Below are 22,429 nucleotides of genomic sequence, written 5' to 3'. Positions count from 1 at the left end.
AAAAAAGCCTCATTCATGAGTAAGCGCCAAGGCGGCACAAGTTCCCAGGGTTGTACAAGAAAGGATCTATAGTACAAGAGCTGACAAGGATAGTCGCTTCCTTGCTACAAGGTAGATCGTCGCGGGACTTGCGCCTTTGACTCGTCAGATAATGTGGATCCAAACGCCGTTTTTCGGGCAAACTCCACGGTTTTCAACTGTCCACCAAGGCCCTTTCCATGACTCCTTCGTCTTCGGTTGACGAGCAAAGTTTTCGCAAGCTCCTGAGCCGCAATATCAGCCTGCCGCTGGGCATGGGCGCCCTCAGCGCGGTGTTTTTCATCATCCTTGTCACGTACCTGCTGTCGGTGATCCAGTGGGTCGGGCATACCGACCGGGTGATCAATAATGCCAATGAGGCGCTCAAGCTGAGCGTGGACCTGGAAACCGGCATGCGTGGCTACCTGTTGAACGGTGACGAGCACTTTCTCGAACCCTATGAAGTGGCCAAGCCGCGGATTGCCGTCGCGCTGGATACACTGCTGGAATTGACAGCCGACAACCCCGTCCAGACCGACCGGTTGCACAAGATACAAGCGCTCCAGACGGAATGGTCCAAGTACGCCCAGGGCATGATCGACCTGCAACGCAGCAGTGGAGATTACCGGAGCGCGGTGAGGTCCGGGCGCGGCAAGCGCTTGACGGACGAGATCCGCCACACCTTCGAGGAAATCGTCGATACCGAGCAGCAACTGCGCGCGGCACGTAACCAGGACGTGCGCACCACCACGGTCTGGAGCATTGCCCTGTACCTGCTGTTCGTCGCCGCTGTCAGTGGGTTGCTGGCCTACGTCGGCCGCCGGGATCTGTTGAACTTGTCCGAAAGCTACAGCGCCAGCCTGAAAGTCCAGCAACGCAGCGCTTTGCACCTGGAGAAGCAGGCCTGGTTGCGCAATGGCCAGACGCTGCTGGCCGAACAGGTCCTGGGGCAGTTGTCCCTGAACCTGTTGGGCCGCAATATCCTGCAGTTCTGTGCGAAGTACCTGGATGTGGCGGTCGCTGCACTCTATACGCGGGAAGAAAATGGCGTCCTCAAGCGCGTCGCCACCTATGGCCTGTCCCGGGAGGATGACCAGCAGCAACAGATGATCGTTGACGGTGAAGGCATCGCCGGCCAGGCCGTGCAACAGGGCCGTCTTATTCGCCTGGACGACGTACCGGACGATTACCTCAAAGTCAGCTCCGGATTGGGGCAAGGCTTGCCCAACAGCGTGCTGGTGGTGCCCACCAGTGACGATGACCGGATCAACGGGGTCATCGAGCTGGGCTTCCTGCGGCCATTGACCGAGCGCGATATCGAGCTGTTGGAGTTGATCGCCGGCAATATCGGCACCTCCATCGAGGCCGCCCGTTATCGCCAGCGCTTGCAGGAAGTACTGGCCGAAACCCAGCAGTTGAACGAAGAACTGCAAGTGCAGCAGGAAGAGCTCAAGACCGCCAACGAGGAACTGGAAGAGCAGTCGCGCATCCTCAAGGAATCCCAGGCCCACCTGGAAGCCCAGCAACAGGAGCTGGAGCAGACCAACGAGCAATTGGCCGAGCAGCGCGACGCCATGGACCAGAAGAACAGCGAGCTGAACCTGGCCCAGATCCAATTGCAGGAGCGCGCCGAAGAGTTGCAGCGTTCGAGCAAGTACAAATCCGAGTTCCTGGCCAATATGTCCCACGAGCTGCGCACGCCGCTCAACAGCTCGCTGATCCTGTCCAAGCTGCTGGCGGAAAACCCGCAGCAGAACCTCAGCGAGGAACAGGTCAAGTTCGCCGAGTCGATCTACTCCGCCGGCAACGACCTGTTGAACCTGATCAACGATATTCTCGACATCTCCAAGGTCGAGGCCGGAAAGCTGGAAGTGCGCCCGGAAAACACCAGCGTGCAGCGTCTGGTGGAAGGCCTGCGGGACATGTTCGAGCCGTTGGCAGCCGACAAGGGCCTGGGATTCGAGGTCCAGGTATTGCCCGATGCGCCGGCGATGCTCTACACCGACCGCCAGCGCCTGGAGCAGGTGATCAAGAACCTGCTGTCCAATGCCGTGAAGTTCACCGAGCAAGGCTCCGTCTGCCTGGCTGTGGCCGGGCAGCCGGGTTCGGGCATCGCGTTCATGGTGCGCGACTCCGGGATCGGCATCGCCGCCGATCAGCAGCAGAGCATCTTCGAAGCGTTCCGCCAGGCTGATGGCACGACCAACCGTCGTTACGGCGGCACGGGCCTGGGGTTGTCGATTTCCCGGGACCTGGCCATGTTGCTGGGCGGCTCTATCTCGGTTTCCAGCGAGCCGGGGCAGGGCAGCGTGTTTACGCTGGTAATGCCTGAGCGTTATGTCGAGCCCGGGGACACGCCGACAGAGCCGATGACCTTCACCCCGACGGCCACCGCGCCAGCGCCGGTTGCGCCAAAAGCCGCCCCGGCACCGCTGATCGCTGAAGTGGATACGCCGATTGCCCGCTTCGCCGACGACCGCGACAAGGCGCCGTTCGACACCCGGTGCATCCTGGTGATCGAGGACGAACCCAAGTTCGCCCACATCCTGTTCGACCTGGCCCATGAGCTCGGTTACCAGTGCCTGGTGGCCCACGGTGCCGATGAAGGTTTCGACCTGGCTTTGCAACTGGCCCCCGACGCCATCCTGTTGGACATGCGCCTGCCGGACCATTCCGGGCTGACGGTGTTGCAGCGGCTCAAGGAGCGAGCCGAAACCCGGCACATTCCGGTGCACGTGATTTCCGTCGAAGACCGCGTCGAAGCCGCCATGCACATGGGCGCCATCGGCTATGCCGTCAAGCCGACCACCCGTGAAGAACTCAAGGATGTATTCGCCCGCCTTGAGGCCAAGCTGACCCAGAAGGTCAAGCGGGTGCTGCTGGTGGAGGACGATGACCTGCAGCGTGACAGTATTACCCGGCTGATCGGCGATGATGACATCGAGATCACCGCCGTTGGCCTGGCCCAGCAAGCCCTGGACCTGCTGCGGACCAATGTCTACGACTGCATGATCATCGACCTCAAGTTGCCGGACATGCTCGGCAATGACCTGCTCAAGCGCATGTCCAGCGAAGACATCTGTTCCTTCCCGCCGGTGATCGTCTACACCGGGCGCAACCTGACCCGTGACGAAGAGGCCGAACTGCGCAAGTATTCGCGCTCGATCATCATCAAGGGCGCCCGTTCGCCAGAGCGCTTGCTGGACGAGGTGACACTCTTTCTGCACAAAGTCGAATCCCGGTTGTCCCATGAACGGCAGCGGATGCTCAAGGCCGCCCGCAGCCGCGACAAGGTGTTTGAAGGCCGCAAGGTGCTGCTGGTGGACGACGATGTGCGCAACATCTTTGCCCTGACCAGCGCCCTGGAGGCGAAGGGGGCGATCGTTGTCATCGGCCGTAACGGCTTCGAGGCGATCGATCGCCTGAACGAGTTCGACGATATCGATCTGGTGCTGATGGATGTAATGATGCCGGAGATGGACGGTTTCGAAGCCACCGCGCTGATCCGCAAGGACCCGCGCTGGCGCAAGCTGCCCATTATTGCCGTGACGGCCAAGGCCATGAAGGATGATCAGGAGCGCTGCCTGGCGGCGGGTTCCAACGACTACCTGGCCAAACCGATCGATCTGGATCGTCTGTTCTCGCTGATTCGCGTGTGGTTGCCGAATATGGAAAGAATTTAGTGGAACGTGACACTGACATTGAACTTCGTTTGTTGATCGAAGCGATCTACCTCAAGTACAGCTACGATTTTCGCGATTATTCCGGTGCGTCCATCAAGCGCCGGGTCCACCATGCGCTGAGCCAGCTCGAGTGCAGGACCATCTCGGCATTGCAGGAGCGCGTGCTGCACGACCCGGGGGCGTTCATGCAGTTGCTGCAACTGCTGACGATCCCGGTCAGCGAGATGTTTCGCGACCCCTCGCATTTCCTCGCTATCCGCGAGGAAATCGTGCCGCTGCTCAGGACGTACCCTTCGATCAAGATCTGGATCGCTGGTTGCAGCACGGGGGAGGAGGTCTACTCCATGGCGATCCTGCTGCGCGAAGAAGGCCTGCTGGACCGCACGCTCATCTATGCCACCGATATCAACCCGCGCTCGTTGGAAAAAGCCAAGCAGGGGATTTTCTCCCTGGAGAACGTGCGCACCTATACCCAGAACTACCAGGCCGCCGGAGGCCGGCGCTCGTTTGCCGATTACTATACCGCCGCCTACGATTATGCGATGTTCGACAAAACCCTGTGCGAGAACGTGACCTTTGCCGATCACAGCCTGGCGACCGACAGTGTCTTTTCAGAAACCCAGTTAATTTCCTGTCGTAACGTATTGATATATTTCAATAAGAAACTACAGGATCGTGCGTTTGGGCTGTTTCATGAGTCCCTTTGTCACCGTGGTTTCCTGGTATTGGGCAGTAAGGAGACGTTGGATTTCTCGGCTTACGGCCATCGATTCGAGCCGTTGGTCAAACAGGAACGGATCTATCGCAAGTTATGAACCAGACGAAGGACAGATCCAACCCGCCCATCGAGGCCATTGTCGTCGGTGCATCGGCCGGTGGCGTCGAAGCGTTGCTCAGGGTCTTCGGACACCTGCGCAAGGGTTTTGGCGTGCCTATCCTGGTGGTATTGCATTTGCCGGACGAGCGCGAAAGCCAACTGGCCCGTGTCTTCGGACATCGTCTGGCGGTGCCGGTGGAGGAAGCCCGAGACAAGCAAGACATCGTGCCGGGAACCTTGTATGTCGCCACGCCTGGCTATCACTTGTCGGTCGAGGCTGACCGTAGCCTGTCGTTGAGCCTGGAGGAACCGGTGCATCATTCGCGGCCGTCCATCGATGTGTTGTTTGAATCGGCCGCCGATGTCTATGGCCAGAAATTGCTGGCCGTGGTGCTGACCGGCGCCAACAATGATGGCGCCTGTGGCTTGGCGAAGGTCAGGGCACTGGGCGGGATCACGGTGGTCCAGGACCCCGGTGAAGCCCAGGTCTCGACCATGCCCGAAGCGGCGCTGGCCCTGCACGAGCCCGACCATATCCTTACTTTGCAAGGCATCGGCCAATTGCTGGCCGGGCTGGAATGAACCACATGCCAAGAGATGTTCAAGCCAAACTGCTGATCGTCGATGATCTGCCTGAGAATCTGTTGGCCCTGGAAGCGTTGATCAGGGGGCACGACCGCGAGGTCTTCAAGGCCCCGTCGGCGGACGAAGCGCTGTCGCTGTTGCTGCAACACGACTTTGCCTTGGCCATCATCGATGTGCAGATGCCGGAGATGAATGGTTTCCAACTGGCCGAGCTGATGCGCGGCACGGAGAAGACCCGCAGCATTCCGATCATCTTCGTCAGTGCCGCCGGTCGTGAACGCAACTATGCCTTTACCGGTTATGAAAACGGTGCGGTGGACTTCCTGCACAAGCCGCTGGACACCCAGGCGGTCAAAAGCAAGGTCAATGTGTTCGTCGAGTTGTACCGTCAACGAAAGGCCATGAAGGAGCAGGTCGTAGCCCTTGAGCAGAGTCGCCGCGAGCAGGAGGTGCTGTTGCAGCAACTGGAGACCACCCGCGGCGAGCTGGAGCAAGCGGTGCGCATGCGTGACGACTTCATGTCCATCGTCGCCCACGAGGTGCGTACGCCCCTCAATGGTCTCATTCTCGAGACACAATTGCGCAAGATGCACCTGGCCCGGGACAACGCCGCCGCCTTCAGCCTGGATAAAGTGCGGGCGATGGTCGAACGCGATGAGCGGCAGATCAAGAGCCTGATCCGGCTGATCGAGGACATGCTGGATGTGTCGCGGATTCGCACCGGCAAGCTGTCGATCCGTCCGACCCGCTTCAACCTGACGGCATTGGTGGAGAACCTGCTGCGCAATTTCCAGCCGCAGATCGCCGTCGCCGAGTGCTCGTTGACCTGCATGGCTGAACCGGCGGTGGAGGGGCTTTGGGATGAGTTTCGTATCGAGCAGGTGGTCTCGAACCTGTTGACCAATGCGTTGCGCTACGGCGGCAAGGGTCCGATCGAGGTGCGCGTCTACAAGACGCCCGACCACGCCTGCATCGAGGTCCAGGACCATGGCATCGGTATCAGCGAGGAAAACCAGAAACGTATCTTCCAGCAGTTCGAGCGCGTATCGTCCAAGGCGGCCGCTGCTGGCCTGGGCCTGGGGCTGTTCATTTCCGAGCAGATTGTCGCGGCCCATGGCGGGACGATCACGGTCAACAGTCGCCTCAATGACGGAGCCTTGTTTCGTGTTTGCCTGCCCTTGCAGAAAACTGTCTTGGACAAAACCGCCGAACAGACGCAACCTCTGCGAGACCCCAAGGTCGTATCAGCAGCTATTGATCGAACAAAGGCTTCTCATGAGTGAAGATGCGCAAGATGTTGTATTGATCGTCGAGGATGACCCGTCGATCCTGATGGTGCTGTCGGCTTACCTGTCGGGCGAGGGATACCGGGTGCTGCAGGCCGAAAACGGTGCCCAGGCGTTCGAGATCCTGGCGAGCAAGCCTCATCTGGACATGATGATTACCGACTTCCGCCTGCCGGGTGGTATCTCCGGGGTGCAGATCGCCGAGCCTGCGGTCAAGTTGCGCCCCGAGCTGAAGGTCATTTTCATCAGCGGCTACGCGCAGGAAGTGCGCGACACCGATAGCCCCATTACCCGCAAGGCGCCGATCCTGGACAAGCCGTTCGACCTGGATGAGCTGCAGAGCATCATGCAGTCGATGTTGTCGTAGGTTTCAAAAGTATTGTTTGGATTGGGCAAGGCTTTTGTGGGAGCAAGGCTTGCCCGCGATGAGGGCTGCTCGGTCTTTCTGAAACCGAGGTGACTTCATCGCGAGCAAGCTTTGCTCCCACAGAATCAAGGACCTTCCCACAGAGTTAAGGGCCTTCCCACAGAGTTAAGGCCCTTCCCACAGAGTTAAGGGCCCTCTCACTGAATCAAGGAACCGTGATCATCTCCCGCACCTTGGCCGTCAACAAATCAAACGTGAACGGCTTGGTGATCATCTGCATCCCCGGGTCCAGGAAGCCGCCGCGTACCGCTGCGTGTTCCGCATAACCGGTGATGAACAGCACCCGCAGGTCCGGGCGGATCTGCCGGCCGATTTCCGCCAGTTGCCGGCCATTCATGCCGGGCAGGCCCACGTCGCTGATCAGCAGGTCGATGCGTTGGCCTGACTGGAGGATCGGTATTGCGCTGTTGGCGTCGGCCGCTTCCACAAAGGCATAGCCCAGCTCGCTCAACACCGCGCTCACCAGCACTCGCACCGCTGGATCGTCCTCGACGATCAGCACGGTCTCACCGTCCTGCGCATAGGGTGCGTGTGGGGTGGTGACCTGAGGTTCGTGTATTTCCTCACCGCGAAAGCGCGGCAGGTAAAGGTTCACGGTGGTGCCTTTGTCGACTTCGCTGTCGATGGTCACATGGCCACGCGATTGCTTGCTGAACCCATAGATCATCGACAGGCCCAACCCGGTGCCCTGGCCGATTGGCTTGGTGGTGAAGAACGGATCGAACGCGCGACCGATGATCGCTTCGGGCATGCCGCAACCGCTGTCCTGCACGCTCAGCACCACATAGTCGCCGGGTTCCAGGTTGGTGTAGGCGTCGGTGAAATCGGCGTCCAGGTGCTGGTTGCAGGTCTGTACCACCAGGTTCCCGCCGTTGGGCATGGCATCCCGGGCGTTGAGGACCAGGTTGAGCAGGGCGCTTTCCAGTTGGTTGGGGTCGGCTTCGGCGACCCAGAGCTGTTCGTCCAGCCGCATGTCCAGGCGGATACTTTCGTTGAGGCTGCGTTGCAGCAACTCGCCCATGGACAGCACCAGCGTGTTCATCTGGACGGCCTTGGAGTCCAGTGATTGCCGACGGGAAAACGCCAGCAGGCGATGGGTCAGGCCGGCGGCGCGGTTGGCCGAGGTCACGCCCAGGTCGATCAGGCTGTCCAGGTCTTCGGTGCGGCCCCGGGCCAGACGTCGGCGCAGCAGTTCGAGGCTGCCGATGATCCCTGTGAGCATGTTGTTGAAGTCGTGGGCGATACCGCCGGTGAGCTGGCCGACCGCTTCCATTTTCTGCGACTGGCGCAGGGCTTCTTCGTTATGGCGCAACTGGGCGGTGCGTTCTTCCACTTGCTGTTCGAGGGTTTCAAGGGTGGTTTGCAGGCGCAGTTCGCTGTTGCTGAGGTCGATCAGGCGGTCGCGGGCTTCGTACTGCCTTCGACGGCCGCGCAGGGCGGTGGTCACCAGGCTGATCAGGGTCACCGGGTGGAAAGGGCGCTCGAGAAAGGTCACGTTGCCCAGTTGTGTACCGATACGCGCCGCCGGGTTCTGTTCCGGGCCGCCGTGATGGGTCAGCAAGACAATGGGCAGGTCAGACCAGGCCGGCTGCTGCTCGATGTGCAGGAACAGCGCTTCCAGATCGGGCCCCACCAGGGCTTCCGAGGAAATCACCAGCAGGCCGGCACCTTTTTCCAATTCTTCGCACAAATGACCCAGATGACGGCAAATGAGGCCGGCGAAACCGGCTTCATTGAGGATCATCAAGGCGATCTGGCTGTCCCGTCCCAGCGGCGCGAGGATCAGCGCCCGTTCGGACAGGGGCTCGGCCAGCGTCACCGGTGTTCATCCCCGAGCAACGGGTTGCTCTCGCCCATGTAAGTGGGAACCCCTCGCAAGACGCCTTGGAACGCTTCGAGCGGTTCGCCGATGGTCATGCCCAAGCCGCTGATGCGGTATTCGCGGATGGTCGACTCATGGCTGCCCGTACGTTTCTTGATGATGGAAATCGCCCGACGAACCTTGCCCAGCGCTTCGAAATAACGCAAAAGAATCACCGTGTCAGCCAGGTAAGTAATGTCCACGGGCGCCTGCATGTCGCCGACCAGGCCGTGCTGGGCTACGGTCATGAAGGTCGCCGCGCCCTTGCGGTTGAGATAGAGCAACAGTTCATGCATGTGCAGCACCAGGGCATTCTCTTCCGGCATGGCCGCCTGGTAACCGTTGATGCTGTCGATGACCACGGTCTTGATGTCGCCCTCATCGACGCAACGGCGCACGCGGTGGGAGAACTCGCCAGGGGACAGCTCGGCGGCGTCCACTTGTTCGATCAGCAGGTTGCCGGTCTCTTGCAGGGCTTGTAGATCGATGCCGATGTTTTTCATGCGTTCGAACAACAAGCCCAGTTCTTCATCGAAGATGAACAGCGCGGCCTTCTCGCCGCGGCGCACAGCGGCGGCGGCAAAAATCAGTGCTATCAGCGACTTGCCGGTCCCCGCCGGGCCCAGGATCAACGTGCTGGAACCAGTCTCGATACCGCCGCCCAGCAGCGAGTCCAGTTCGCAGATGCCGCTGGAGAGTTGTTGGCGCAGGTACTGGCCGCGGTGTTCGGCGGCCACCAGGCGCGGGAAGACGTGCACGCCGTCACCCATGATGGTGAAGTCATGGTAACCGCCGCGGTATTTCTGCCCGCGATACTTGACCACTCGGATCCGCCGCCGTTCGGCGCCATAGTTGGGCGTCAGTTCTTCCAGGCGAATCACCCCGTGGGCGACGCTGTGTACGGTCTTGTCCAGGGACTCGGTGGTCAGGTCGTCGAGCAACAGGACCGTGGCGTCGTAGCGCACGAAGTAGTGCTTGATCGCGAGGATCTGGCGCCGATAGCGCAGGGAGCTTTGCGCCAGCAGGCGAATCTCCGAGAGGCTGTCGAGCACCACCCGGGTCGGCTTGACCCGTTCGACCACTTCGAAGATCTGCCGGGTCGCCTCGCCCAGCTCCAGGTCCGAGGAGTACAGCAAGCTCTGCTGGTGCTCGGCATTGAGCAGGCTTTCGGGTGGGGTCAGCTCGAAAATATGAATATTGTCGTCCAGCGTCCACCCGTGGGAGGTTGCGCCCTGACGCAGTTCACGCTCGGTTTCCGATAGCGTGATGTACAACGAGCGCTCGCCAGCCTTGGCGCCGGCCAACAGAAAATGCAGCGCGACCGTGGTCTTACCAGTCCCCGGTTCCCCCTCAAGCAGGAACACATGGCCGCGGGACAAACCACCGGAAAGGACGTCGTCCAGTCCTTCGATGCCGGTGGCGGCTTTTGCACTGATCAACTCGTTAGATGTAGACAAAAATAGCCCTCTCATGACTAGGGAAGTGGGCAGCAGGCGGGGTAACGCCTGAATTCAACTGCCTGAACACTTGACCCTTGGCGGTGATGGCGGTTCCGCTTATATCGATAAAACGCGGTGTGCTGCACAACTTTGTAGGAGCTGTCGAGCGAAGCGAGGCTGCGATCTTGTCCCAGACAATTGAGTCGCAAGCGAAAGATTAAGATCAAAAGATCGTCCGAACGCGGCCCGAGCCTTCGGCAGCGCCTACAGGCCTTGTTGCAGCGCCGGGTCGTCAGGGTTCAATTGTTCAAGTTGCGCCAGCAGGACTTGAACATTCTGCAACTGGCCGGTCTCCTGCCAATAGTTGATCAGCAGCACCCGTGCCTTGCGGTCGGCGGGGTAGCGCTGGACGATTTCCTGCAACTGTTTCTGCGCCGCTTCCACTTCCTGCTCGGCATGCAGGGTAGTCGCCAGGTCATAGCGGTAATGGCGGTTCTCGGGCTCCAGTTCCACCGCTTTTGCCAAGCCAAGCAGTGCATACTCGTTCTGACCGTGTTGCAGCAGCCACATGCCCAGCGCATGTTGCAGATAAGCCGACGCTGGCTGGGTCTGCAACTGTCGGGCGAGCAATTGTCGTGCGGCTTCGCCCTGGCCTTGTTTGTCCAGCACTTCGATCTGCATGACCAGCGCCGGCAGGTTGTTCGGTTGCAGGCGCAAAGTCTGCTCAAGCGCCAGTTGGGCTTTCTTCAGTTCGGCGTTGTGCAGGTGCAGTCGGGCGAGCTGGTAGTGGGTCTCAGCGGTTTTCGGACCGTCCTCGAGCACTTGTTCCCAGGTGTCGATGGCTAACTGCATCGCCCCGAAATACAAGCCGAGGTCATCCGGCGACAAGCCCAGCAGCGCGTTCACGGCGGCGAATCGGACGTTCTGGTCATCATCATCCAGGAGCGGGCCGAGCAACAGGCTGCGCTGGCCGGTCGGCACCAGCCCGACGATGCTGCCGATGGCGGCTCGACGCACGTCCGGCGATTCGCTGTGCAGGTCCGCGTCCGCCAGTTTCAGGGCTTGAGGGCTGGGGTAGTTGGGCAGTTCGGCGTGCAGCCATACGCGGCGCTTGGGCGAGAGGTCCGGACGCCCCAATTGCTGGTAAAGCATCCGTGCCGCCCCTGGCTGCCCATTACGGGCGTTTTCCAAGGCATCACTGTAGCCACGCTTGATCGCTTCGGGGATTTGCGGCGTGGTGCTGCGTAGCCACACCGCGACAAGACCGATCAACAACAGGACACAGAGGCTGAGGAGCAGATAGCGGCGGCGAGGCGAGAGCATGCAGGGAATCCATTACCAGAAGCGTGAAATGTCGCAAGCTTCGGTCAGGTAAGGGCTTGAGTCAAACCCTGTGAAGCATCTCATGCGCCCAGGGTAAGTTTGCCCGAGTCAATGTGGGAGCAAGGCTTGCCCGCGATGAGGGCGGCACATTTAGCATCAACGTAACTGACACACCGCTATCGCGAGCAAGCTTTGCTCCCACAGGGTTGTCCTCAGCAAGCTTTGCTCCCACAGGGTGCTCCTACAGGAGGAGGTGGAGGTTAGCGCCAGCCGAAAAAAAGCCCCGCGTCCAAATGAGAGGCGGGGCAAAAATTTGGCTGGTTGCGGCCAACCAAAGGAGCTCGGTTGAGAAGGGGGATCAGTTGCTGGCAACGGTCTCCGGTTTCCAGCCGCCGCCCAGGGCCTTGTAGATCGCGACGATGCCGCGGTACAGGTCCACTTCGGCCTGGGCCTGGGTGTCTTCGGCGGCCAGGCGTTCGCGCTGGGCGTCGAGCAGCACGAGGAAGTCCTCGGTGCCTTCGCGGTAGCGAATCTCGGCCAGGTCGGCGGCGGCGCGGCTCGATTCACTCTGGCGGATCAGCGCGATCAGCCGTTGTTGGCGCTTGCCGTAGTCGCTGAAGGCGTTTTCCGATTCTTCCAGGGCCAGCAGCACTTGCTGTTCGTAGGTCGCCAAGGCGCCGTCCGCCTCGGCGTCGGCACCGCGCAAGCGAGCCCGCACGCTGCCCAGGTCGAAAGCCGCCCAGGTAATGCTCGGGCCCAGCGCCCAGGCGTTGGCCGCCGAGGAGCCGATCTGCGAACCGCGTCCAGCCGTGAAACCCAGGAACCCGCTCAGGCTGACCCGTGGGAACAGATCCGCCTTGGCCACGCCGATGCGCGCCGTGGCGGCGGCCAACTGGCGTTCGGCACTGAGAATGTCCGGGCGCCGTTGCAGCAGTTCACCCGGATCGCCGATGGGCAGGGCCTTGGCGATGGCCGGCAACTGTTTCGGGCTCAGGTCCACACTGAGTTTGTCCGGACGCTCGCCCAGCAACGTGGCGATGCGATTGCGTTGGCGCACCTGTTCGGCCTGCAGCTGCGGCACACTGGCTTCCACCGCGGCCAGGCGGGCATCGGCACGCACCACATCGAGCTGATCGCCAACGCCGGCATCACGCAGGCTTTCGGTGATCTTGCGCGAATCCTGCTGGTTCTTGAGGTTCGCCAGGGCGATCTTTTCCCGCAGTTGGGCGCCGCGCAATTGACCGTAGGCATCCACCAGTTCGGCGATCATCGTCACCTGCAACTGGTAGAGATCGGCTTCGACTGCCTGCTGGTCGGCATCGGTGGCTTCCAGGTTACGCTGGATGCGCCCGAACAAGTCCAGCTCCCAGGCCATGTCCAGGCCCAGGTCGTAACGCTCGGAGTTGACCCGGTCGTCCGTTTGCCCCATCGGGTTCTGGCCTTTGCCCAGTTCGCTGCTGGCGCGGCTGGTAATGGTCGGCATGGCGTCATTGCTGGCGTCATCGCGAATCGCCCGGGCGGCCCGCAAGCGGGCGAAAGCCACGCGCAACTCGCGGTTGCCTTCCAGCGAGCGGGTCACCAACGCGTTTAGGGTCGGGTCGTCGAACTGCTGCCACCAGATGCCTTCGAAACGGGCTCGGTCGAAGTTCTTCTGGCCGGCGGCGCCGTCGGTGGCGGTGGTGATGTTCGCCGCCTCCGTTTGCGGGGCCTTGTAGTCCGGGCCCACGGCACAGGCACTCAAGGCCAACACCAGCAAGCTCGGCACGAACGCTTTCAAACTCATTGTTGCGCCTCCAGTTTCAAAGCCCGGGCCGCTTTGCGGGCCTCGCTGCGCTCGACGAAGTTGCGGATCAGTACATAGAACACAGGGGTGAGCAGCAGGCCGAAGAAGGTCACGCCGAGCATCCCGGAGAACACCGCCACACCCATGGCGTGGCGCATTTCCGCACCCGCGCCGCTGGAGAACACCAGGGGCACCACGCCCATGATGAAGGCGAAGGAGGTCATCAGGATCGGCCGCAGACGCAGGCGGCACGCTTCGAGGACCGCCGCCAGCGGGTTCATGCCTTCGAGCTGTTTATCCTTGGCGAACTCGACGATCAGAATCGCGTTCTTGCAGGCAAGTCCCACCAGTACGATCAAGCCGATCTGGGTAAAGATGTTGTTGTCGCCACCGGAGAGAATCACCCCGGTAATCGCCGACAACAGGGTCATCGGTACGATCAGGATCACCGCCAATGGCAGGCTCCAGCTTTCGTACTGCGCCGCGAGCACCAGGAACGCCAGCAGTACGCAGAGCGGGAACACGAACAGTGCGGTGTTGCCCGAGAGGATCTGCTGGTAGGTCAGGTCGGTCCACTCGTAGGTCATGCCGTTGGGCAATTCGTCCTTGAGCAGTTTCTCGATGGCCTTTTCAGCCTGGCCGGAGCTGTAGCCCGGGGCGGCGGCACCGTTGATTTCGGCCGTGATGAAACCGTTGTAGTGCATCACGCGGTCTGGCCCCGAGGTGTCGCTGACCTTGATGAAGGTCGCCAGCGGGATCATCTCGCCACGGTTGTTGCGCACCTTGAGCTGGCCGATCTGGTCCGACTCGAGACGGAACTGCTGCTCAGCCTGGACGTTGACCTGGTAGGTGCGGCCGAAGCGGTTGAAGTCGTTGGCATACAGCGAACCCAGGTAGATCTGCAGGGTGTCGAAGATGTCGCTGACGGCCACGCCGTGGGTCTTGGCTTTTTCACGGTCGATGGCGGCATCGACCTGGGGCACGTTCACGGTGTAGCTGGTGAACAACCCGGCCAGTTCCGGCACGTTCTGGCTCTTGGTAATGATGTTCATGGTTTCTTTGTACAGCTCGTCGTAGCCCAGGTTGCCCCGGTCTTCGATTTGCAGGCGGAAACCACCGATCGTGCCCAGGCCCTGTACCGGCGGCGGCGGGAAGATCGCCATGTAGGCTTCCTGGATCCCGGCGTACTGGCCGTTCAAGGCGCCGGCGATGGCGCCGGCCGACATGCTCGGGTCCTTGCGCTCGTCGAAGGGCTTGAGGGTCACGAACACGATGCCGGCGTTCGGGCTGTTGGTGAAACCGTTGATCGACAGGCCCGGGAAGGCCACGGCGCTTTCAACGCCCGGTTGCTTGAGGGCCAGATCGGACATGCGCTTGATCACGTCTTCGGTGCGATCCAGGCTCGCGGCGTCCGGCAGTTGGGCGAAGGCCACCAGGTATTGTTTGTCCTGGCCGGGCACGAAACCGGTCGGGGTGTTGGAGAAGCCGAAGAAGGTCAGCACCATCAGGCCCGCATAGAGCACCAGGGCGATGCCGCTGCTACGAATCACTCGGGCGACGGTGCCCACGTAACCGTGGCTGGCACGTTCGAAGAAGCGGTTGAACGGACGGAACAGCCAGCCGCCGAAAACCTTGTCCAGGAACTTGGAAAAACGGTCCTTGGGCGCATCATGGCCCTTGAGCAAAACGGCAGCCAGGGCCGGTGACAGGGTCAGGGAGTTGACTGCCGAAATCACCGTGGAGATGGCAATGGTCAGGGCGAACTGCTTATAGAACTGCCCGGTCAAGCCACTGATGAACGCCGCCGGAACGAAGACCGCGCACAGCACCAGGGCGGTGGCGATGATCGGGCCGGTCACTTCGCCCATGGCGCGCTTGGTCGCCTCCACGGGGGTGAGCCCCAGTTCGATGTTTCGCTCGACGTTCTCCACCACCACGATCGCGTCGTCCACCACGATACCGATCGCCAATACCAGGCCGAATAGCGAAAGGGCGTTCAACGAGAAGCCAAACAGGTGCATCACCGCGAACGTACCGATCAGCGAAACCGGTACGGCCACCAATGGAATGATCGAGGCGCGCCAGGTCTGCAGGAACAGGATCACCACCAGCACCACGAGAATCAGTGCTTCGAACAGGGTATGCACCACTGCCTCGATGGAGCCCCGGACGAAGATCGTCGGGTCATAGACGATGCTGTAGTCCATCCCGGCCGGGAAGCCCTTCTTCAACTCATCCATCTTCTCGCGGACGTCGTTGGAGATCTGGATGGCGTTGGAGCCTGGACGCTGGAAGATCGGGATCGCCACCGCCGGCTGGTTGTCCAGCAGCGAACGCAGGGCGTATTGGCTGGAACCCAGTTCGACCCGGGCGATGTCCTTCAGGCGAGTGATCTCGCCGTTGGCGCCGGAACGAATGATGATGTTCTCGAACTCTTCCTCATTCACCAGGCGACCCTGGGTGTTGATCGAGAGCTGGAAAGCCTGGGCATTGGGTGCTGGCGGCGCACCCAGGGCACCGGCAGCCACCTGGCGGTTCTGTTCACGGATCGCCGTGACCACGTCGGTGGCGGTCAGGTTGCGCGAAGCGGTCTTGTTCGGATCCAGCCAGACCCGCAGGGAGTAGTCGCCCATGCCGAACAGCTGCACATCACCCACGCCGCCCAGGCGCGCCAGCTCATCCTTGATGTTGAGCAGGGCGTAGTTGGACAGGTAGAGCATGTCGTAGCGTTTGTCCGGCGAGGTCAAGTGCACGACCATGGTCAGGTCGGGCGATGCCTTGTCCACCGTGATGCCGATCCGGGTCACTTCTTCCGGCAGCTTGGGCTCGGTCCGGGTGACGCGGTTCTGCACCTGCACCTGGGCATTGTCCAGGTCGGTGCCCAGGGCGAAGGTGATGGTCAGGGTGATCTTGCCGTCAGCGGTGGATTGCGAGGACATGTACAGCATGTTCTCGACGCCGGTGATGGCTTGCTCCAGGGGCGCGGCCACGGTTTCGCCGATGACCTTGGGGTTGGCGCCCGGGAAGTTGGCGCGCACGACCACGGTCGGCGGCACGACTTCCGGGTATTCGCTGATCGGCAATTGGAACAGCGAGATGGCGCCGGCGATCAGGATCAGCAGCGAAAGCACTGCTGCGAAGATCGGCCGCGAAATGAAGAACTGGGAAAATTTCATCTTGGATTCAGTCCCTTAACCGCGTGGGGTCGCAGCGGCCAGTTTGCCTGCCGATCCTGACGCGGCCTTGGACGGCGCGACTTGGGGCAGGTTGCTGGCTTCGAGCGCTTTACGTTGTTGTGCCAGGGCGGCAATGGTTTCGTCGCTGGCCATCGGCACGGTTTCAGGCGTGACCGGTGCGCCCGGACGAGCCCGTTGCAGCCCCTTGACGATAATGGTGTCGTCTTTGTTCAGGCCGTTACGCACGATGCGCAGGCCTTCGATCTTCGGCCCCAGCTCGACGGCGCGGTAGGCCGGCTTGTTCTCGGCATCCATCACCAGCACGAATTTCTTGCCCAGGTCGGTGCCCACGGCTTCGTCGTTGATCAGCACGGCGGAGTAGGTGCCGCTGCCCACCAGTTTCAGGCGGGCATACAGGCCTGGGGTGTAGGCGCCGTCCTTGTTGTCGAACACGGCACGACCACGGATGGTGCCGGTCTGCGGGTTGACCTGGTTGTCGACGAAGTTCATCTGGCCCTGGTGCGGGTTGCCGTCTTCGTTGGACAGGCCCATGTAGACCGGTGTGGCCTGGCCGCGCTGGCCCTGGCGGGCAAGTTGGGTGTACTTGAGGAAGACACGTTCGTCGGCATCGAAGTAGGCGTAGACCTTATCCGTGGAGACCACGCTGGTGAGCGGCGTGACGTCGGCGGTCACCAGGTTGCCGGCGGTGATGGCCGCCCGGCTGACGCGACCGCTGATGGGCGAGGTCACCCGGGTGAAACTCAGGTTCAGCTTGGCCAGGTCCAATTGTGCCTGGATGGCCGCAGCGGCAGCGCGGGCTTCCTGGGCGGCGCTGGTGCGCGAGTCGGCCAGCTCGGCGGAAATGGCATTGCTCAAGCGCAGGCGTTCGCCACGCTGGGCTTCGTTTTCGCTGCGGGTAGCGGTGGCGCGGGCTTGGGCCAGTTGGGCTTCGAGACGACGTACTTCAGCCTGGAAGGGGCGTGGGTCGATCTGGAACAACAGGTCGCCTTTCTTGACCAGCGCACCTTCGGTGAAGGCCACTTCGTCGATCTGCCCGGAAACCCGTGGGCGGATCTCGACGGTTTCCGGCGCTTCAAGGCGCCCGGTGAACTCATCCCATTCGTTGACAGGTTGCTCCAATACCTTGGCCACACTGACTTTGGCCGGCGGCATGGACGCTGCCGTGTCGGGAGTCTTGCCGCAAGCGCTCATCACCAGCACCGCCAGCAGCGCGAGGGGAAAACGCAGTTTTGAAAGTGAATGTTCCATGGATAGCATCCGCCAATGTATTGAGAATGGGCGGATGATGCGTGGCGCAAGGCAGAGGAACGAATCGAATGAAGCAAAGGTAACTATCATTCAGAATGATATAAGCCATCGATAAGGCCTCTAGTCCGGCAGTGCGGGGCACTTTGGACAAGCAAGGGAAGCCGTGGCGAGGGAGCTTGCTCCCGCGGGGTTCTGTAGGAGCTGGCGAAGCCTGCGATCTTTTGACCTTGATCTTTCGCTCTGGACTCAATTGGTTGTGGAAAGATCGCAGCCTCGTTGCACTCGACAGCTCCTACGCTCCTACGCTCCTACGCTCCTACGCTCCTACGGTCGAACGAGAGTAAGAGCGCTTGCTATCAAATGTATTGATGATTGCAGTCTACTGCGGCAAGTAGATGTCATGGACCCGCTTGATGGTCCCATCCGCGCGAAGCGCTTCAACCGCTTTGCGCAAATCCTCGACCATTTTTGGCGAGCATTGCTTCGAGCAGGCCAGGTAAAGGTCAGCACTGCTGCCGACCTTACTCATGAGCAGTTTGCGCTTGGACACCTTCGGCCAGATGTACAGACTCTCCGGCACGCCGTTGAACCAGGCATCGATACGCCCCATCAACAGCATCTGGGCGGGGTTGTCGCCGATGGCCAGCGGATAGATCTGCTCATCGCTGAACCCTTCGGTGTGCAGGATATCTGCTTGGGCGCTGCCCAGGCCGACGCCGATCTTGCGGTAGGTTTCTTTCGCTTGGGCGAAGCTGCTCACGCGCCGCTCAAGGCTGAAAAAAGCGCGCTCCATGGGCATGATCGAGGCGATCCAGGTGAAGCGATCCTCGCGGGTGGGGATGCGCGACAGTGGCGCGATCAAGTGGTCATGTTCTTCACTGACGTGTTTCTGTGCCCTGGCCCAGGGGAGTAGATGGACTTTCACGGCGTACCCGGCCTTGGTCATGGCCGCCACGGCGACATCGCCAACGATGCCGTGGCCCCTCGGGTCGTTGACGAACGTCAGCGGCGGCGCGTCGAGGATATGCAGTTCTATCTCCAAGGGTTCACCGCGTGCGTTGCTGACAACCAACAGCAGTAACAACAGACAAAGCCTGGATAGCGCTCTGGTGGGTGCATTCAAGACGCGTTTACTCGGGCTCATGATCGATACTTCAGGCATGGGAAGGTGGGGGCGTCATTCTACGAGGCGGCGCCGGGAACAGCGTGATGCAGGCCGATTTTATGTGATGCGGCGCATCCCACGCGGGTTCGCCACAGTCGTTTATCTGGACACGTCAGTCTGTTGCATTGGCCTGACCGCGTGTATCTGAAGGTATAGATCATCCCGTCGATAAAAACCTTGAGTCGATACCGGATCAAGGCGGTTAATTCAAAGGTCGGTGGCACCCATGTGGATGATTGGAATGTCCACCACTTTATTTATCGGCAAACCGCTCAAGTAAGGGAGGAGCGGGCCCGTTACATATCGAGAGGGGGTAAATCTCTGGCCCTCGGCAGTAACCCAGCTTTACCGATCAAGCGTCATCGCCCTATGCGTAAAAGGGGGATCACAGGGTTCGGTGCTGGGTCAGTAAAGGAAGTCGATAGATGGTGCAAGAATCCCATGAGGTCATCTCCCGTAAGCACTCGCTTACGACACGCGCGCTGCGTCTTGCCATATTCCGCATTGGCTTGGTGTCGTTGAGCGCGGGGGCGATTTCCTACTATGTCAACTCCACCTCGATCGAAAGAGAGGTAACCGGGCAGTTGCTGTTGTCTACCGAGCAGTCCTTGCAGCGCGAAGCTTTGCCGTTTCGTGAAATCAAGGATCTGCAACAGAACTTTCTCAATGAGTTCAAGGAAATCCTGTCTCGCCCTGGCATGCAAGCCAGGCTGGTGAACGACTTCCAGCAGATATTCTACCGTCACGAAGACGGCTCCTATACGCAGCGCCCTCAGCTGTTCGAAGGCCAACCGTTGGCCGACGGGCGCCGCTTTGCCGAGATGTCTGCGACCTACGCGCCTGACATCGCGCCCAACGACGACACCAAGGCGCGGTTTGCCCTGTCCTACATCCTGTCCCACAAGTACGGTTCCAGCACCAAGGGCCGTCTATTCAATTTCTACGGCGTGGTGCCCGAAAAAGGCTTCCCCATCTATCAGGACGCCGACATCGCCAAGGTGTTCACCTACTCGGGGCCCGAAGCCCTCAAGCTGGAAACTTATGAGTTCTTTGAGCGCGGCTTCGGCACGCCCGGCAACGACACACTGTTTACCCGCATGTATTGGGATTTCTCCAACAATGCCTGGATGACGACCATCGCCACGCCCGATGTGGCCGATGGGTTCGGCAAGCACCGTATCCTGGCTTGTGTCGATGTGCTGCTCGATGAGCTGATGAAACGTACCGCCAAGCCCGCCATGCACGGTGCGTATAGCACGCTGTTCATCGCCAATGATGAAGGCACGCTGATCTACCATCCTGGCGTCATGGAACAGGTCAAGAGCAGCGAGGGCAAGGCATCCATCCAGTCGCTCAAGATGGCTCAATACTACCCGTTGCTCGAAGCCGTTCCCGCACTGGCGCCTGGCCAGGCGCGGATCGTCCAGACCGAAGACGACATCGTCGCGATAGGCCTCATTGCCGATACGCCTTGGGCGCTCGCTGTCCATTACCCGCGCAAGCTGATGACCCCGGCGGTGCTGGATAACCTGGCGATCGTGGTTATTCTTGGGCTGCTGACCCTGTTGGTGGAAATCTTCATCTTGCGTTCCATTCTGCAAAAGCAGGTGGCGGCGCCGCTGTTTCGCTTGATCCAGGCGGCGCGACTCCTTGGGATAAGCAAGGAGCGCCTGTGTGCCCAGCAATTGCCAACCCAGTCCTCTGACGAAATCGGTGAGCTGGCCCGCGCCTTTGCCACAATGGTCGAGCGGGTCCAGGATGCCCATGAACATCTGGAACTCAAGGTGCAGGGCCGCACCGCCGAACTCGAAAAAGCCAATCGACAATTGTATGAGCTGAGCAACACCGATGGCTTGACCGGTATTGCCAATCGTCGCTATTTCGATGAAGTGCTGCACAGTGAATGGCGGCGCAGCTTGCGTGCAGGCACCGTGCTGTCACTGATGCTGATCGACGTCGACTATTTCAAGAAATATAACGACCACTACGGGCATCAGGCAGGTGACGACTGCTTGCGCAGGGTCGCCCAGGCACTGAAGACCCATGCCCTGCGGGCGGGTGATCGGGTGGCGCGCTACGGCGGCGAGGAATTTGTGCTCATCACCACCACCACGGGGATCGACAAGGCCTTGGAGCATGCCCAGGCCATTTGCCAAGCGACGCAAGACCTGGCACTGCCCCACGAAATGTCACCGTTCGGCAGGGTGACCGTGAGTATTGGCCTGGCAGTGATGGCGTTCATCAAGGAGGGGACGGCAGACGAACTGCTCAAGCAGGCCGATCAAGCCCTTTACAGCGCCAAGGCGCGGGGCCGCAATCAGGTGGTATTGGCCGATAGCGTCGTGAGGAAGATTGTTTGAACGACGTTTCGCCAGATGGCGCTGTGGCGAAGTAGCTGCAAACCTGTGCGCAGGTGCGTGCATCTGGCGGTATACATCATCCGATCGACAAATATCTTGAACTTTGTCTTTTGTTATCGGTTCCCAGAATGAGAAGTGCAAATAGAGATTCATCGTCTCCGGTTTTGAGTCTGTAATTTCTTTCCTACATATCTGAGCGCTCGCCCATGCATTCCCATGGGCGAGCGCTTTTGTAGGCATTGTCTGTAAGCGTCCTGCTTGCTTGTTGTGGGCTCATTCCTTTTTTTATGACGGTCACCTTGTTAAACCTATCAGCTTTGCACTGTATTGCTTAGTGTCGTACTGCTAAATGTGCGAGCAGGATGTAAAGCAATAGCGATGGTCAACACTGGGTGGAAACAAAGCAATCCGCAGTCCAGCGCCCGACGAACTTGCGGGGAGCGCTTGAAAAACATATTGGAGGAGTACGGTATCTCTCCCTCGGGGTTTGCCGAGATACTTCGTATCAGCCCTCAATGTCTGACGAACTGGAGGGCGCGAGGCATACCTCGGTTGCGGGTGGAGCAGCTGGCACGCTTGTTGAGTATTAGTGAGGTGTGGCTGGCGACAGGGGAGGGAGAGCGGGAAAGTGAGCTATATCTGCGGCGGGAGCAAGATCAAACAGGCGGTGTATGAGCCGTCTTCAGGTGCGGCAATGGCCGTTTAAAACAAGGGGCAAAAGGTATGGCTTCAAACAGTTTCCAAAATGAGGTGCCCAAGGCGCGAGTCAACATCAAGCTCGACTTGCACACCGGCGGTGCGCAGAAAAAAGTAGAGTTGCCACTAAAACTGATGGTGATGGGTGATTACAGCAACGGCAAGGAACATCGTTCGTTGTCGGAGCGGGGCAAGATTGATATCAATAAAAATAATTTTGATAACGTCTTGGGTGAGTTTTCTCCAGCACTGAAACTTCAAGCGCATAACACCTTGGCTGATGATAAGTCCGATGTGTCTGTCGAGTTGAAGTTTCAAAGCATGAAAGATTTCGAGCCGGAGCAGGTAGCACGGCAGATTCCGCAGTTGCGCGCACTGTTGGCCATGCGCAACCTGCTACGTGATCTGAAGTCGAACCTGTTGGATAACGTAACCTTTCGTCACGAGTTGGAGCGCATCCTCAAGGATGATGCACTCAGCGATGAGTTGCGAGCCGAGTTGGCGGCATTGGCGCCAGAAACCGTTCGTTAATTAAAATTGC

Annotated in this window: 14 protein-coding genes; 7 read left to right on the top strand and 7 right to left on the bottom strand. The window is 60.1% G+C overall.

Going from position 1 to position 22,429, the window contains the following annotated elements; all coding sequences use genetic code 11:
• The first annotated feature begins 218 nt into the window (after positions 1-218).
• Genes B0E42_RS16040 through B0E42_RS16020 form a run of 5 tightly spaced genes read left to right on the top strand, consistent with a single transcriptional unit; the run spans position 219 to position 6,756 of the window.
• Positions 219-3,701 carry a response regulator gene (locus B0E42_RS16040; protein ID WP_077506830.1) on the top strand — a complete coding sequence of 1,161 codons (3,483 nt, stop codon included), beginning with the start codon at positions 219-221 and terminating at the stop codon, positions 3,699-3,701.
• Positions 3,701-4,516 carry a protein-glutamate O-methyltransferase CheR gene (locus tag B0E42_RS16035; protein WP_018601503.1) on the top strand — a complete coding sequence of 272 codons (816 nt, stop codon included), beginning with the start codon at positions 3,701-3,703 and terminating at the stop codon, positions 4,514-4,516. Before B0E42_RS16040 ends, B0E42_RS16035 begins: the two co-directional genes overlap by 1 nt.
• Complete coding sequence (locus B0E42_RS16030; RefSeq protein WP_003202309.1) at positions 4,513-5,100, top strand: chemotaxis protein CheB; 588 nt, start codon at positions 4,513-4,515, stop codon at positions 5,098-5,100. The genes B0E42_RS16035 and B0E42_RS16030 overlap by 4 nt, the downstream gene beginning before the upstream one ends.
• A 5-nt stretch (positions 5,101-5,105) precedes the next feature.
• Entirely contained in the window at positions 5,106-6,386 is a 1,281-nt protein-coding gene (locus tag B0E42_RS16025; RefSeq protein WP_018601497.1) for a hybrid sensor histidine kinase/response regulator, read from the top strand.
• Positions 6,379-6,756, top strand: coding sequence for a response regulator (locus B0E42_RS16020; RefSeq protein WP_014338183.1), 378 nt, complete (start codon positions 6,379-6,381; stop codon positions 6,754-6,756). Before B0E42_RS16025 ends, B0E42_RS16020 begins: the two co-directional genes overlap by 8 nt.
• A 205-nt stretch (positions 6,757-6,961) precedes the next feature.
• On the opposite strand, the gene B0E42_RS16015 is transcribed toward B0E42_RS16020, so the two are convergent.
• From B0E42_RS16015 to B0E42_RS15985, 7 genes are all read right to left on the bottom strand, one after another.
• A complete protein-coding gene (locus tag B0E42_RS16015) occupies positions 6,962-8,635 on the bottom strand; it encodes a response regulator (RefSeq protein ID WP_018601495.1) in 1,674 nt (557 codons plus the stop codon).
• A complete protein-coding gene (locus tag B0E42_RS16010) occupies positions 8,632-10,134 on the bottom strand; it encodes an ATPase domain-containing protein (protein WP_077506829.1) in 1,503 nt (500 codons plus the stop codon). The genes B0E42_RS16015 and B0E42_RS16010 overlap by 4 nt, the downstream gene beginning before the upstream one ends.
• 246 nt (positions 10,135-10,380) lie before the next feature.
• Entirely contained in the window at positions 10,381-11,439 is a 1,059-nt protein-coding gene (locus B0E42_RS16005; RefSeq protein ID WP_024618350.1) for a lipopolysaccharide assembly protein LapB, read from the bottom strand.
• A gap of 358 nt (positions 11,440-11,797) precedes the next feature.
• Positions 11,798-13,222 carry an efflux transporter outer membrane subunit gene (locus tag B0E42_RS16000; RefSeq protein ID WP_077506828.1) on the bottom strand — a complete coding sequence of 475 codons (1,425 nt, stop codon included), beginning with the start codon at positions 13,220-13,222 and terminating at the stop codon, positions 11,798-11,800.
• Complete coding sequence (locus tag B0E42_RS15995; protein ID WP_018601485.1) at positions 13,219-16,398, bottom strand: efflux RND transporter permease subunit; 3,180 nt, start codon at positions 16,396-16,398, stop codon at positions 13,219-13,221. Before B0E42_RS15995 ends, B0E42_RS16000 begins: the two co-directional genes overlap by 4 nt.
• A 15-nt stretch (positions 16,399-16,413) precedes the next feature.
• A complete protein-coding gene (gene mexE, locus B0E42_RS15990) occupies positions 16,414-17,667 on the bottom strand; it encodes a multidrug efflux RND transporter periplasmic adaptor subunit MexE (RefSeq protein WP_077506827.1) in 1,254 nt (417 codons plus the stop codon).
• A 379-nt stretch (positions 17,668-18,046) separates the two neighbouring features.
• Entirely contained in the window at positions 18,047-18,811 is a 765-nt protein-coding gene (locus B0E42_RS15985; protein WP_077506844.1) for an ABC transporter substrate-binding protein, read from the bottom strand.
• A 446-nt stretch (positions 18,812-19,257) separates the two neighbouring features.
• On the opposite strand from B0E42_RS15985, the gene B0E42_RS15980 reads away from it, so the two are divergent.
• Complete coding sequence (locus tag B0E42_RS15980; RefSeq protein ID WP_077506826.1) at positions 19,258-21,192, top strand: GGDEF domain-containing protein; 1,935 nt, start codon at positions 19,258-19,260, stop codon at positions 21,190-21,192.
• A gap of 723 nt (positions 21,193-21,915) precedes the next feature.
• A complete protein-coding gene (tssB, locus tag B0E42_RS15975) occupies positions 21,916-22,419 on the top strand; it encodes a type VI secretion system contractile sheath small subunit (RefSeq protein WP_077506825.1) in 504 nt (167 codons plus the stop codon).
• Positions 22,420-22,429: the final 10 nt, after the last annotated feature.

Origin of the sequence: Pseudomonas sp. A25(2017) (assembly GCF_002001065.1) — a bacterium.
Classification (GTDB): Bacteria; Pseudomonadota; Gammaproteobacteria; order Pseudomonadales; family Pseudomonadaceae; genus Aquipseudomonas; species Aquipseudomonas kilonensis.
Note: the sequence above shows the minus strand (reverse complement) of the source record. Positions and strands in the feature narration are given on the sequence as shown.